This window comes from Enterobacter cloacae complex sp. IR5428 (assembly GCF_049238585.1).
Classification (GTDB): domain Bacteria; phylum Pseudomonadota; class Gammaproteobacteria; order Enterobacterales; family Enterobacteriaceae; genus Enterobacter; species Enterobacter intestinihominis.
In genome coordinates, this window is sequence record NZ_JBMKHV010000002.1 from 469,278 (window position 1) to 482,458 (window position 13,181).

Here is a 13,181-nt window from a genome sequence, read left to right on the forward strand (position 1 = left end):
TGATGATGATTTATTTAACCCAACGCCTGGACCACGCGCACCCGATTACCGCCAGCGTCACGCTGCCGATTGACGTGCGGGTAAAAAGCCGCGCCCGCGTGGCGCTGAACGACGGCCGCGAAGCCGGGCTAATGCTGCCGCGCGGCCTGCTGCTGCGCGGGGGCGACCTGCTGACTACCGACGACGGCAGCGAAGTGATCGAAGTGATCGCCGCCCCGGAGTCGGTTTCCGTGGTGCGCTGTGCCGACCCGTTCCTGCTCGCCCGCGCCTGTTATCACCTGGGCAACCGCCACGTACCGCTGCAAATCATGCCCGGCGAACTGCGCTACCACCACGATCACGTTCTCGACGACATGCTACGTCAGTTCGGGCTGGAGGTGGCCTTCGCCAGCCTGCCCTTTGAACCGGAAGCGGGCGCTTACACCAGCGATGCCCACAGCCATGGCCACTCCCACGCTCATTCACATTAAGGACTCATCATGCGTAAGTATTTACCGCTGTTTCTGCTGGCCTTTTCCGTTCCGGCGTTTGCCCATCCCGGTCACGGGACCGACAGCTTTCAGGCAGGTTTTCTCCATCCGCTGACCGGGCTGGATCACCTGCTGATGCTGACGGGGGCTGGCGTGCTGTCCGCCCTGAGCGGCCGCAAGCTGCTGCTGCCGTTAGCAACGCTCGGCATGATGCTGGCTGGCGCCGTTGCGGGCAGCCTGCTCGGCGGCTTTAGCGGCATGGAGATGCTGATTATCGCCTCGCTGGCGGTCTGCGGCGTGATGATGTTTAAGACTGAAAATCGCCTGCTGCTGGCAGTGCCAGCCCTGGCGATGTTCCACGGCTGGGCGCACGGCGTGGAGATGTCCGGCCACAGCTTCTGGCTCTTTACCAGCGGATTTATGTTAGCCAGTGCCACGGTGCTGTGCGCCAGCTTCGCGGCAGGGCTGCTGCTGCGCCGTCACGACGGCCTGCGTAAAACCTTCGGCGGCGGGTTGATCGTCTCTGCCCTGCTGGCGCTGATGAGCTGATGGAGCACGCCCGCCAGCGGCTGCGCCTGATGCAGCTCTCCAGCAGTAGCCTGCCGGTCGGATCGTATACCTGGTCACAGGGGCTGGAGTGGGCTGTCGAGGCCGGGTGGATCACGGACGCTGAGGCCTTCAGGCGCTGGCAGATCCAGCAGATGGAGCAGAGCTTTTTCTGCGTCGACCTGCCGCTGTTTATCCGCCTGTATCATGCCTGCGAGAAGCAGGAGGTCGCGACAGCAAAACGCTGGACGGCATACCTCCTCGCCTGTCGGGAAACGTGCGAACTGCGCGAGGAAGAACGCAACCGCGGCGCGGCCTTTACGCGCCTGGTTAAAAGCTGGGAACCCGCCTGCCCGGCAGAATGGCTGCCGCTGTTGATGCAGAGCCAGCTCGGCGGTATGGCGTGGCTCGGCGTGCGCTGGGGCATTAGCGCGCGCGAGCTGGCGCTGAGCCTCGGCTACAGCTGGATTGAGAGCGCGGTGATGGCGGGCGTCAAGCTGGTGCCGTTTGGGCAGCAGGGCGCACAACAGCTGATTATCGACCTGAGCGACCATTTTGCCGCCGGGTTTGAACAGGCATTTTTACGTGGCGACGACGCGCTGGGGGCAGCTACGCCGCTGTCCGCCATCGCCTCCGCGCGCCACGAAACCCAATATTCACGACTATTCCGTTCCTGAGGAGTCAATATGGCTGATTACAAACATCCCCTGCGCGTTGGCGTGGGCGGCCCGGTAGGGTCGGGCAAAACCGCCCTGCTGGAAGCGCTCTGCAAGGCGATGCGCGACACCTATCATCTTGCGGTGGTGACTAACGATATCTACACCAAAGAGGATCAGCGCATCCTGACCGAGGCGGGTGCGCTTGAGCCAGAGCGCATCGTAGGGGTGGAAACGGGCGGCTGTCCGCACACCGCCATCCGCGAAGATGCCTCAATGAACCTGGCAGCGGTGGAAGCCTTGAGCGAGAAGTTCGGCAATCTGGATCTGATCTTCGTCGAAAGCGGCGGGGATAACCTGAGCGCGACCTTCAGCCCGGAGCTGGCGGACCTCACCATCTACGTGATCGACGTGGCCGAAGGGGAAAAAATCCCGCGCAAGGGCGGGCCGGGGATCACCAAATCCGATTTTCTGGTGATCAATAAAACCGACCTCGCGCCGTACGTGGGGGCGTCGCTGGAGGTAATGGAGCGCGACACTAATCGCATGCGCGGCGAGCGTCCGTGGACCTTTACCAACCTGAAGGCGGGTGACGGGCTGGCGACGATTATTGCGTTTCTGGAAGAGAAAGGGATGCTGCGGATGTAGTGCGGTTTATTGCCGGGTGGCGGCTTCGCCTGACCCGGCCTACGATTTTTGCAGACCCGGTAAGCGCAGCGCCACCGGGCAAAAGACTTACGCCTCAGGCAGCTCCGCCAGCGGCCAGCGCGGACGCACGGACACGCTCAGGTCAGCCGTGGCGCCAGCGTTCAGGCGCACCATCCCGGCGTAGGCGATCATCGCCCCGTTATCGGTACAAAATTCCGGACGCGCGTAGAACACTTCCCCACGACGCTTTTGCATCATTTCGGCAAGCTTCGCGCGCAGCGTACGGTTGGCGCTCACGCCACCGGCCATCACCAGGCGCTTAAAGCCCGTCTGATCCAGCGCACGCTTGCACTTGATCATTAGCGTATCCACCACCGCATCTTCGAACGCGCGGGCGATGTCGGCACGCGTCTGCTCGCTGTCGTCGTTATTGCGAATGGTGTTCGCCGCGAAGGTTTTCAGACCGGAGAAACTAAAATCCAGCCCCGGACGATCGGTCATCGGACGCGGGAAGACAAAGCGCCCTTCCGTTCCCTGCGCGGCCATTTTCGACAGCATCGGGCCGCCAGGATAATCCAGGCCCAGCAGCTTGGCGGTTTTGTCGAAGGCTTCACCGGCCGCGTCGTCGATCGATTCGCCCAGCAGCTCATACTTGCCAATGCCCGTTACGCTAATCAGCTGCGTATGACCGCCGGAGACCAGCAGCGCCACAAACGGGAACGCTGGCGGATTGGCTTCCAGCATCGGAGCCAGAAGATGTCCTTCCATATGGTGAACCGGAATGGCCGGAACGTCCCACGCGAAGGCCAGCGAACGCCCTACCGTTGCGCCGACCAGCAGCGCGCCAACCAGGCCCGGTCCTGCAGTATAGGCCACGGCATCAATATCTTTTGCACTTAACCCGGCCTCTTTCAGCGCCGCCTGGATCAGGGGAACCGTTTTACGCACGTGGTCACGAGAGGCCAGTTCAGGCACGACGCCGCCGTAGTCAGCGTGCAATTTCACCTGACTATACAGTTGGTTGGCCAGAAGCCCTTTTTCGTCGTCGTAAATCGCGATGCCGGTTTCATCGCAGGATGTTTCAATACCCAGTACACGCATGACTTGTTTTACCTCGTTTCAATACCGCGCAGTGTAGAGCCTGGGCGGGTTGATGTAAAACTTTGTTCGCCCCAGGAAGAAGCCTCGTGTATACTCTTCCCCCTTATAAAAGTCCCTTTCAAAATCGCATCGGTGCTTTACAAAGCAGCAGCATTTGCAGTAAAATTCCGCACCATTTTGAAATAAGCTGGCGTTGATGCCAGCGGCAAACCGAATTTATTAAAGGTGAGAGTTACATGCCGGTAATTAAAGTACGTGAAAACGAGCCGTTCGACGTAGCACTGCGTCGCTTCAAACGTTCATGCGAGAAAGCAGGTGTTCTGGCTGAAGTTCGTCGTCGTGAGTTTTATGAAAAACCAACGACCGAACGTAAGCGCGCTAAAGCTTCCGCTGTGAAACGTCACGCGAAGAAACTGGCTCGCGAAAACGCACGCCGTACTCGTCTGTACTAATCTGTTGAGGGCCACAGCCCTCAATTGACAGACAGAGTTGTAGTCGTAAGGCCGTGCTTCCGGAAGGAATGCGCGGCTTGTTTTCGTTTATAAGTCGCTTAAATTTTTGGGGCATATGGCCGGAAGAATCCCACGCGTTTTCATCAATGACCTGCTTGCCAGAACCGACATCGTCGATCTCATCGACGCGCGGGTGAAGCTAAAAAAGCAGGGCAAGAACTACCATGCGTGCTGTCCGTTCCATAACGAAAAAACCCCCTCTTTCACCGTAAACGGTGAAAAGCAGTTCTACCATTGCTTCGGCTGTGGCGCACACGGTAATGCCGTCGATTTTTTGATGAACTACGATAAGCTCGAGTTCGTTGAAACCGTCGAAGAGCTGGCGGCGATGCATAACCTTGAAGTGCCGTATGAAGCAGGCAGTGGGCCAAGTCAGATCGAGCGCCATCAGCGGCAAACGCTATATCAGTTGATGGATGGCCTGAATTCGTTTTACCAACAGTCTCTTAAGCACTCTGCGGCTGAGCCTGCGCGTCAGTATCTGAACAAGCGCGGACTGAGCGACGATGTGATTGCGCGTTTCGCTATTGGTTACGCCCCGCCCGGCTGGGACAACGTGTTAAAGCGTTTTGGCGGCAATAGCGAAGATCGTAAATCCCTCATCGACGCAGGCATGCTGGTCACCAACGACCAGGGACGAAGCTACGACCGCTTCCGTGAACGGGTGATGTTCCCGATCCGCGACAAGCGTGGCCGGGTGATAGGTTTTGGTGGTCGCGTGCTGGGTGATGCCCTGCCGAAATACCTTAACTCCCCGGAAACCGATATTTTCCATAAGGGCCGCCAGCTTTACGGTCTTTATGAGGCACAGCAGGATAATGCGGAACCTCCGCGTCTTCTGGTCGTCGAAGGCTATATGGATGTTGTTGCGCTGGCGCAGTACGACATTAACTATGCCGTTGCGTCGCTGGGAACGTCCACCACGGCGGACCATATCCAGTTGCTGTTCCGCGTCACCAACAACGTGATTTGCTGTTACGACGGTGACCGCGCAGGACGCGACGCCGCCTGGCGAGCGCTGGAAACCGCGTTGCCGTATATGACCGACGGGCGTCAGCTACGCTTTATGTTCCTGCCCGACGGTGAAGACCCGGATACGCTGGTGCGTAAAGAGGGCAAAGCGGCATTTGAAGCGCGGATGGAGCAGGCTCAGCCGCTCTCCACGTTTCTGTTTAACAGCCTGATGCCGCAGGTGGATTTGAGTACCCCTGACGGGCGCGCGCAGCTCAGCACGCTGGCGTTGCCGTTAATCAGCCAGGTGCCCGGCGAAACGCTGCGCATCTATCTGCGTCAGGAGTTAGGCAACAAGCTCGGCATTCTGGATGACAGCCAGCTTGAACGTTTAATGCCTAAACAGGCTGAAAACGGCACGGTACGCCCCGCGCCTCAGCTAAAACGCACAACCATGCGTATACTGATAGGGTTGCTGGTGCAAAACCCCGAACTTGCTCCGCAAGTGCCGTCACTGGCGGGTTTGAACCACGAAAAATTGCCCGGACTTGGCTTATTTTCAGAATTGGTCAACACTTGTTTGTCGCAGCCAGGTCTGACCACCGGACAACTTTTAGAGCATTATCGCGGCACAAAAGAGGCCGCTACCCTTGAAAAACTGTCGATGTGGGACGATATAGCAGATAAGGATATCGCAGAAAAAACGTTCACCGACTCACTCAACCATATGTTTGATTCGATGCTTGAGTTGCGCCAGGAAGAGTTGATAGCTCGCGAGCGCACCCATGGCTTAAGCAGCGAAGAACGCCGGGAGCTCTGGATGATTAACCAGGAACTGGCGAAGAAATAAAAAATTTAACGGCTTAAGTGCCGAATATCGATCGGGAAGCCCCCGGCAGCCGCACTGAGAGGCAGCGGCAAAAATATAAGTACGCCCTCGCTTTAAAGGTTGGCAGCCCTATCGCCGACACCAATCAAACGAATTAAGTGTGGATACCGTCTTATGGAGCAAAACCCGCAGTCACAGCTGAAACTTCTTGTCCAACGCGGTAAGGAGCAAGGCTATCTGACCTATGCCGAGGTCAATGACCATCTGCCGGAAGATATCGTCGATTCAGATCAGATCGAAGATATCATCCAAATGATCAATGACATGGGCATTCAGGTGATGGAAGAAGCACCGGATGCCGATGATCTGTTGCTGGCTGAAACCTCCAACAACACTGACGAAGATGCGGAAGAAGCTGCTGCACAGGTACTGTCCAGCGTGGAATCTGAAATCGGGCGTACCACTGACCCGGTCCGCATGTATATGCGTGAAATGGGTACCGTTGAACTGTTGACCCGCGAAGGCGAAATTGACATCGCAAAACGCATCGAAGACGGGATCAACCAGGTTCAGTGCTCTGTTGCCGAATACCCGGAAGCGATTACCTATCTGCTGGAGCAGTACGATCGCGTTGAAGCGGAAGAAGCGCGTCTGTCCGATCTGATCACTGGCTTTGTCGACCCGAACGCTGAAGAAGATATGGCGCCAACCGCCACTCACGTCGGTTCTGAGCTGTCTCAGGAAGAGATGGATGACGACGAAGACGAAGATGAAGAAGAAGACGACGACAGCAGCGACGACGACAACAGCATCGACCCTGAACTGGCGCGCGAGAAGTTTGCCGAGCTGCGTACTCAGTACGAAGTGACGCGTGACACCATCAAAGCGAAAGGCCGCAGCCATGCTGCCGCTCAGGAAGAGATCCTGAAGCTGTCGGAAGTGTTTAAACAGTTCCGCCTGGTGCCAAAACAGTTCGACTACCTGGTGAACAGCATGCGCGTGATGATGGATCGCGTACGTACCCAGGAACGTATCATCATGAAGCTGTGTGTTGAACAGTGCAAAATGCCGAAGAAGAATTTCATCACCCTCTTCACCGGCAATGAAACCAGCGAAACCTGGTTCAACGCCGCTATCGCGATGAACAAGCCGTGGTCTGAAAAGCTGCACGACGTGAAAGAAGACGTACAGCGCGGCCTGCAAAAGCTGCATCAGATTGAAGAAGAGACCGGCCTGACCATCGAGCAGGTGAAAGACATCAACCGTCGTATGTCCATCGGTGAAGCAAAAGCCCGCCGTGCGAAGAAAGAGATGGTTGAAGCGAACTTACGTCTGGTTATCTCTATCGCCAAGAAATACACCAACCGTGGCCTGCAGTTCCTGGATCTGATTCAGGAAGGCAACATCGGTCTGATGAAAGCGGTAGATAAGTTTGAATACCGTCGTGGTTACAAGTTCTCCACCTATGCTACCTGGTGGATCCGTCAGGCGATCACCCGCTCTATCGCAGACCAGGCGCGCACCATCCGTATTCCGGTGCATATGATTGAGACCATCAACAAGCTCAACCGTATTTCTCGCCAGATGTTGCAGGAGATGGGTCGCGAGCCGACGCCGGAAGAGCTGGCTGAACGAATGCTGATGCCGGAAGACAAGATCCGTAAAGTGCTGAAAATCGCTAAAGAGCCAATCTCCATGGAAACGCCAATCGGTGATGATGAAGATTCGCATCTGGGTGATTTCATCGAGGATACTACCCTCGAGCTGCCGCTGGACTCTGCCACCACCGAGAGCCTGCGTGCCGCTACGCACGACGTGCTGGCTGGCCTGACCGCCCGTGAAGCGAAAGTGCTGCGTATGCGTTTCGGTATCGATATGAACACCGACCACACGCTGGAAGAAGTGGGTAAACAGTTTGACGTGACCCGCGAACGTATCCGTCAGATCGAAGCGAAGGCGCTGCGTAAGCTGCGCCATCCGAGCCGCTCTGAAGTGCTGCGTAGCTTCTTGGACGACTAACCCATGTAAACAGCAAAAAGCTCCCAATCGGGAGCTTTTTTTTTGTTTATTCCCTCTCCCTGTGGGAGAGGACCAGGGTGAGGGCATCAGGCCGCAGAGGAGCTAAAGCCCCCTCACCACCAGCGCCTCATCAAGTTCCCGATACGCCTCCACCAGCTTGTCCAGCGTCGCCCTGTTCAGCCCGCTCGGATTCGGCAACACCCAAACCTGCGTTACGCCAATGGTAATGTTCTGCTTACCCCACTTCGCACCGCGCTGGCTGAACGCCTGCTCGTAGGCCTGCTTGCCGAGGATCGCCAGCGCCGCGGGCTGGTAGTCTTCAATCTTCTTCACCAGTTCCCGCCCGCCAGTACGCAGCTCATGCAGATTTACTTCGCTCGCCTGCACCGTGGGACGCTCGACCAGCATGGTGATGCCACAGCGCGTATCCAGCAGCTGCTGCTCTTCTTCCGGCTTAAGCTGTTTGTCGGTAAAACCGGCCTGGTGGATCACCTTCCAGAAGCGATTTCCCGGATGAGCAAAGTGAAAACCGGTGTGCGCCGAGGACTTGCCCGGGTTGATTCCGCAGAACACCACCCGCAGGCCAGGGGCCAGAATATCGTTGATCATCTCTACTCCTGTCTATGCATCTTAAGATAAGTATAAAGGATTGATTATGCGTTGTTTATAAAAACAGCAGGCAGGTGTGAATGGCTGGATTGATGAGGGGAGTTACTTTATAATTCACCGCCACGGCCCCTTAGCTCAGTGGTTAGAGCAGGCGACTCATAATCGCTTGGTCGCTGGTTCAAGTCCAGCAGGGGCCACCAAATTTTAGCTTTAGAATCATCCAGTTAAGCCACTCGATTGAGTGGCTTTTTTGTTGTCTGAATTTTAAGTGGCGATGAAATGGCGGTAAATTTTTAACACGATTTTCCTCGGCGCATAAAAAAACCCGCACAGGGCGGGCACTTAGCAGGAATTTATCACAGCCATAATGGCCGCTGACCACCAACAGTCAGGTGAGGTGGAGCGGGAGTTAGTCACTGTCAGACTCCATAACCGCTGGCGTGGGCGGAAATGTCGTGTCGTCTGGCGGGGTGATGACGAGTCGCGGGATACTGGAATTAGCCCCAATCTGGTCGAGATCGCTTCCGGCAGCGTAAGCCAGCATGACCGCACGCGCGGCCTCGTTGACGCGCTGTCGCCAGATAACCTCCCGATAGGCGTTTTCTTCCAGCAGCTTAACAATCGGCTCGGATTCAAGGGTCAGCGTGCGCGCCACTGCCTCCTGTTGTTCCTCCGGGTATAACGAGACGAGGGTCGCCTTGCGCTCCGCGAGGATGGTCTCATAGTCCAGCACTTCCACGACATCAGGCGCGGCGAGCTGGTTAAGGTCAACAATTGCCATAGCGTTTAACTCAGTGGAATGGTGAGGGAAAAGGGCTGGCCGTTAGCCGAGCGCGTGCCGGTGATATCGACATACAGCCCACCGTCGGTCTCCGACCACTCAAAGGTGATGGTGGTCAGCCTGACGCGCGGCTCCCACTTCTGGATCGCGGAATAGCACGCGGCCATAATCTGCAATCGCAGTGCCGGTGTCTGCGGCTGGTCAATCAGTGCCGACAGAAGCGAGCCGTATTCACGGCGCATGACGCGCGAGCCAACCGGCGTGACGAGAATATCGCGCACGCTTTGCCTGATATGCTCGACCTCAGATATACTGAGGCCGGTCTGGCTGTTCATACCGAGATAACGCACCGTCATTTAGTACCCTCCGTCCAGCTTCCGCCCCGTTCAACGCCGCCGTGGTCGTGGTCATCCGCCTGCACGCCGTTTGAGGTCAGTTTCCCGCCGGTGTGCTCGATGTTCCCGGTCATCTTCCCGCCCTTCTGCACTTCGAGCGTGCCGGTCGTCAGTTTGTTGGTACACACCACCTCGGGTGTATCGAGCGTGATACGGGTCGAGGCTTTCACCAGCACCACCGGCACGGTGGCTGTAATGGAATCCGACGCGGTAACGTCTGCGGTTTTGAAACCTGACACGGTGAGCGCACTGTTTTCGGGTTCGTACTCAATGACCGCACCATCAGGGAAGGTAACGTGAAGCGCATCGGGTGAGGCTGACGGCGCGGGATTGTCATCTGAGAAAATGCCCGGCAGCACAAAGGCCGTATCGAGCTCACCGCCGATGGCCAGCAATAACACCTGCTCGCCAACGGACGGAGCCCACCACACGCGAGAGCGACCGGCGCGACAGGTGAGCCAGTTAAGCCAGGTGGTTTGCATGCCGCCGGTCTGGACACGACACAGCCCCTCGTCGTGGTCGACGTCGGTTACGATGCCGGTGCGGATGAGGTTGCGGATCGCGCGTGCGATTTCCTGTAGAGAATTTAATGTTTTCATGGGACAAGAATCATATAGACTCATTGAAATATCTATAAACTCAAGTAGTATCAATTACTACACAAATAAATATAACTGAGCATTTATGAAAATTGGCATTAGCGAAGAAAAATCCGAAACAACAGACGTTTACGAAATGTGGACAGAGTTACGTGGTTCTGAAGCATCCTCTACATATGAAGATATTTACCCTTCTATTTTTCTAAGCCATGTTAATGAAAGAAATTACCAGCAATTAAAAAACACACTTAGTCAATTTGAATCTTTTGATATCATTCAAAATCATTTGATGGGAGATAAGATTCATAAAGATCAGTTTATATTAATTACTGGCCTTTTCGTTAACTACATTGCGTCAGCCATATCTTTGCGCGAAAGCACGCGCAATATGCAAAAAAACAAAAGATTGTTCCCTAATGAGCTCAACATGGAAGCCGAAGAAAGACTAAAAAAAGAAATCATCCCTAACACCAGCATCAAACTTATAGAGGATATAAGAAATATCATAACTCACCAATCATTAATCATCCCAGTATTATCTTTTGTCGCTAACAAAGGAACATTTCAATCTGGCTACTCATACAACATAAAGGAATTACTTAAAAATAAAAGACTTACAGAAAAATCAAGAGAGCACTTATCAAAAATAAATCATGGGAATTTATACCTTCGACCACTTATTGATGATTATCATCATACAACTGCATGCTATCAAAGCTGGATTATAAATGTAGCGTTGAAAAAGCATAAATCTGAAAATCCAACGTACTGGTTAGTCAGGGATAAGGTTTCTTGTGAATGGGGAGGTGATTTAGAACCATCCTCACCTTTATCTTTGTCATAATGAAAAACGTTTGATTACCAGCATCTCAATTAACTGTTTATCCGCCTGGCTAAATCCGAGTTGCTGGCGCTCTGCGTACTGCACATCCTGAGCGTGTGCGTTTGGCCGGTCTTTGAGGCCGAACTGATGGACACGCGCAATACGCTGCACTTTGCCGGAAAACTCCACAACGGCGCTGTTTTCACGGCCACTGGCTTTCATGTACCGGTTAGTGCGCAGTTTTTGAAACATCGCCCGTTTAATTCGACCTTGTTTGGCTCTCAGTGGCTGGCGCTTTCGCGCCTGATACGGTGAGCCATCCGGGGCTTTTTGCTGTTTAATACGTTGCTGTTGCGCCGTTCTGAGTTGCTTCGCAATCTCACCGGCAAGCTTCCGGCGCCCTGCGGGTGACAGGGCGGCAAGCAGCCCGGCGAGCTTGTTATCAAAGGGTTTAAAGTCACTCATCCCACTTGCTCACCAGTTCGCCGTTGATATAGAGCTCTTTTGGACGCGTGACGGGTTCAGGCGGTGGCGGCTCCGGGGCATAGCTCACATGCAGCGCGCCGTTTTCCTCCCTGATGATGGTGCGCTCGGTGAGCTGGAGGCTAATGCTGATATCAACCGTATCACCGTCGTTTAAATCCATCTGGAAGCGGTAGCCCTTTTTATGCCCCTCATCGAGCGTGCAGATATCCGGCTGGTTTTCCCTGAGCCACGCGGCTACCGGCACGAAAATCAAATCAGGGTCGCCTACGAAATCGCACACGATCACATTCAGGGTGTAAATTTTCTCGTGGGACAGGGAGGCCGCGAGCCGTGCATCGATATTCCCCTCGTCGGCAAAAATGCGCATCATCTCGGGGTTGGTTTTAAGCTGCGGGATGGCGTCAGTTAGCGCTTTTCGCAGGCTGATTGCTTTCTTCATCGAGTTTATCCTGACAGGCTTTGACGGTTTCAATCTGTAACGCGCAGGCGGCGAGCGCGTGCTCAAGCCTGCGGATATCTGCACTCAGGGAGCCATTAGTGGCCGGGTCGCTTCCCGGCATCGGGCAATAGCTCACTTTCGGGCAGGCGCTGTAAACAATGACCGGCGGAGGCGCAACCGGCGCGGGTGTGCAGCCTGCGCACAACATCAGGCAGCTCAGCGCTGTATGCCGAAGGTCTTTCCGAGATTATCCAGTAGCTGATACCCCGTTCAGCTGTGGGTGAAATGTGGGATCGGACGGTCTAAATAATCTGCATCCGGCACGCTGAAGGTCAGGCCGCTGTGCTCTGTCAGCCAGCTGGCCACGTCGCGCAGCGTGGGGGGCTGGAAGGAACATGGCCAGAGGCGTTCGAATACGCCGACCAGTTTACGAACAAACAGACGCTGAAAGCCGCTTTCAGCAGGTTGCTGAGCGTTCCACGTACCCGGTAAACCAGCGCAACACCAGATCGGTGTATCGCCGCCACTGTCTGGCTGGATATCCGCTGCTGAATCGCCTGGCTGATGTGGGGCAGACCTTTGCCCGGTGGATGCTGCTGTTTCCCAATATCGCACGGGTACGCCGTGAAAACTTACACGCTGCTCATCGAGTCATTGACCCGACCGCAAGGGATTTTTAAATAAATATTTATCTATCGACTAAATTTCCCCTTGTCCCAGCTCTCGCCGCGGGCCGTTAAGTCAATTGACGGCACGGCCGCTATTCCCTCAGCATCATAAAAAAATGCGGACGTTGTAAAGCTGTACACTGTGCCGTGAACAGTAAATGAGATATTGTTGCCTATGCCTTCAACTTTTGCGCGGGCGGTATTCGCTGTAAGCGTGGGCGCGATATGTTGTTTTTCGAGAGCCACCAGCGGATCACCGTCAATCTTACTCGCTAAAAAATAACGATACACTTCCCCGGTGGTCATGTTCGAGCCGTCATACTCAGTAATGTATAACCAGGTCCGGGGCGTGAGCTGGCGAACTTGATATAGCCGATCACTAACAGTTAAACGCTGTATATGTTGGAAATAACAGTACCCCGCGACCGCCAGGGCCATAAGAATAGTGGCGATCCAGTGCAGCGTCCTAAAAGTGATGCTGTTTAACATAGTCGATGCCTTGCTTTATCCAAAATTGGTCAATGAATCGCCACGGGTTTAACAGACACCTCAGAGTCATTTAAGATGACTTAAAGAGAGGTGCCCATGAGCGGTAAGCGTTATCCTGAAGAGTTTAAAATTGAAGCAGTCAAACAGGTTGTTGATCGTG

16 protein-coding genes, 1 tRNA gene and 2 pseudogenes are annotated in these 13,181 nt (G+C 54.9%); 9 read left to right on the forward strand and 10 right to left on the reverse strand.

Features of this window, described 5'->3' with window-relative positions; genetic code table 11:
* Positions 1–5 precede the first annotated feature (5 nt).
* The 4 genes from ureE to ureG are packed head-to-tail and all read left to right on the forward strand — an operon-like array spanning position 6 to position 2,320.
* Complete coding sequence (gene ureE / locus ACOTXC_RS04570) at positions 6–470, forward strand: urease accessory protein UreE (RefSeq protein WP_421767444.1); 465 nt, start codon at positions 6–8, stop codon at positions 468–470.
* Positions 471–479: 9 nt separating this feature from the next.
* Entirely contained in the window at positions 480–1,019 is a 540-nt protein-coding gene (locus tag ACOTXC_RS04575; RefSeq protein ID WP_022649446.1) for a HupE/UreJ family protein, read from the forward strand.
* Entirely contained in the window at positions 1,019–1,693 is a 675-nt protein-coding gene (locus tag ACOTXC_RS04580; RefSeq protein WP_421767438.1) for an urease accessory protein UreF, read from the forward strand. The genes ACOTXC_RS04575 and ACOTXC_RS04580 overlap by 1 nt, the downstream gene beginning before the upstream one ends.
* A gap of 9 nt (positions 1,694–1,702) precedes the next feature.
* A complete protein-coding gene (gene ureG / locus ACOTXC_RS04585) occupies positions 1,703–2,320 on the forward strand; it encodes an urease accessory protein UreG (protein WP_023298635.1) in 618 nt (205 codons plus the stop codon).
* 87 nt (positions 2,321–2,407) lie between these two features.
* Here the strand turns inward: ureG and tsaD are convergent, their stop codons facing one another.
* Positions 2,408–3,421: a tRNA (adenosine(37)-N6)-threonylcarbamoyltransferase complex transferase subunit TsaD gene (gene tsaD, locus ACOTXC_RS04590; protein ID WP_022649449.1), complete on the reverse strand. Its 1,014-nt coding sequence runs from the start codon at positions 3,419–3,421 to the stop codon at positions 2,408–2,410.
* Positions 3,422–3,657: 236 nt separating this feature from the next.
* Here tsaD and rpsU point away from each other — a divergent pair, with 236 nt between their 5' ends.
* The 3 genes from rpsU (at position 3,658) to rpoD (ending at position 7,732) form a co-directional block, all read left to right on the forward strand.
* On the forward strand, positions 3,658–3,873 hold the full coding sequence (gene rpsU / locus ACOTXC_RS04595; protein ID WP_001144069.1) for a 30S ribosomal protein S21: 216 nt from the start codon (positions 3,658–3,660) through the stop codon (positions 3,871–3,873).
* Positions 3,874–3,988: 115 nt separating this feature from the next.
* Positions 3,989–5,734, forward strand: coding sequence for a DNA primase (dnaG, locus tag ACOTXC_RS04600; protein WP_003862574.1), 1,746 nt, complete (start codon positions 3,989–3,991; stop codon positions 5,732–5,734).
* Between the two features lie 153 nt (positions 5,735–5,887).
* Positions 5,888–7,732 (forward strand): RNA polymerase sigma factor RpoD, encoded by a 1,845-nt coding sequence (rpoD, locus tag ACOTXC_RS04605; RefSeq protein WP_006812010.1) that lies wholly within the window; start codon positions 5,888–5,890, stop codon positions 7,730–7,732.
* 102 nt (positions 7,733–7,834) lie between these two features.
* Here rpoD and mug read toward each other — a convergent pair whose 3' ends face one another.
* Positions 7,835–8,341 carry a G/U mismatch-specific DNA glycosylase gene (mug, locus tag ACOTXC_RS04610; protein ID WP_023298636.1) on the reverse strand — a complete coding sequence of 169 codons (507 nt, stop codon included), beginning with the start codon at positions 8,339–8,341 and terminating at the stop codon, positions 7,835–7,837.
* A gap of 124 nt (positions 8,342–8,465) precedes the next feature.
* On the opposite strand from mug, the gene ACOTXC_RS04615 reads away from it, so the two are divergent.
* A tRNA-Ile gene (locus tag ACOTXC_RS04615) sits at positions 8,466–8,541 on the forward strand.
* Positions 8,542–8,753: 212 nt separating this feature from the next.
* Here ACOTXC_RS04615 and ACOTXC_RS04620 read toward each other — a convergent pair.
* The 3 genes and pseudogenes from ACOTXC_RS04620 to ACOTXC_RS04630 all read right to left on the reverse strand — a co-directional run.
* Positions 8,754–9,122: pseudogene (locus ACOTXC_RS04620) on the reverse strand (baseplate assembly protein); the annotation flags it as partial.
* Positions 9,123–9,127: 5 nt separating this feature from the next.
* Complete coding sequence (locus ACOTXC_RS04625; RefSeq protein WP_421767439.1) at positions 9,128–9,478, reverse strand: GPW/gp25 family protein; 351 nt, start codon at positions 9,476–9,478, stop codon at positions 9,128–9,130.
* Positions 9,475–10,116 carry a phage baseplate assembly protein V gene (locus ACOTXC_RS04630; RefSeq protein ID WP_421767440.1) on the reverse strand — a complete coding sequence of 214 codons (642 nt, stop codon included), beginning with the start codon at positions 10,114–10,116 and terminating at the stop codon, positions 9,475–9,477. Before ACOTXC_RS04630 ends, ACOTXC_RS04625 begins: the two co-directional genes overlap by 4 nt.
* An 85-nt stretch (positions 10,117–10,201) precedes the next feature.
* On the opposite strand from ACOTXC_RS04630, the gene ACOTXC_RS04635 reads away from it, so the two are divergent.
* The gene (locus ACOTXC_RS04635; protein ID WP_421767441.1) at positions 10,202–10,960 is read left to right on the forward strand and encodes a hypothetical protein; all 759 of its coding nucleotides are present in this window, start codon (positions 10,202–10,204) and stop codon (positions 10,958–10,960) included.
* Here ACOTXC_RS04635 and ACOTXC_RS04640 read toward each other — a convergent pair.
* The 5 genes and pseudogenes from ACOTXC_RS04640 to ACOTXC_RS04660 form a co-directional block, all read right to left on the reverse strand.
* Positions 10,955–11,404 carry a phage virion morphogenesis protein gene (locus ACOTXC_RS04640; RefSeq protein WP_421767442.1) on the reverse strand — a complete coding sequence of 150 codons (450 nt, stop codon included), beginning with the start codon at positions 11,402–11,404 and terminating at the stop codon, positions 10,955–10,957. The genes ACOTXC_RS04635 and ACOTXC_RS04640 overlap by 6 nt on opposite strands.
* The gene (locus ACOTXC_RS04645) at positions 11,397–11,864 is read right to left on the reverse strand and encodes a phage tail protein (RefSeq protein WP_023323591.1); all 468 of its coding nucleotides are present in this window, start codon (positions 11,862–11,864) and stop codon (positions 11,397–11,399) included. Before ACOTXC_RS04645 ends, ACOTXC_RS04640 begins: the two co-directional genes overlap by 8 nt.
* Positions 11,827–12,072 carry an Rz1-like lysis system protein LysC gene (lysC, locus tag ACOTXC_RS04650; protein WP_255354071.1) on the reverse strand — a complete coding sequence of 82 codons (246 nt, stop codon included), beginning with the start codon at positions 12,070–12,072 and terminating at the stop codon, positions 11,827–11,829. Before lysC ends, ACOTXC_RS04645 begins: the two co-directional genes overlap by 38 nt.
* A 65-nt stretch (positions 12,073–12,137) precedes the next feature.
* A pseudogene (locus ACOTXC_RS04655) lies at positions 12,138–12,381 on the reverse strand (hypothetical protein); the annotation flags it as partial.
* Positions 12,382–12,556: 175 nt separating this feature from the next.
* A complete protein-coding gene (locus tag ACOTXC_RS04660) occupies positions 12,557–13,021 on the reverse strand; it encodes a hypothetical protein (protein ID WP_023307019.1) in 465 nt (154 codons plus the stop codon).
* Positions 13,022–13,181: the final 160 nt, after the last annotated feature.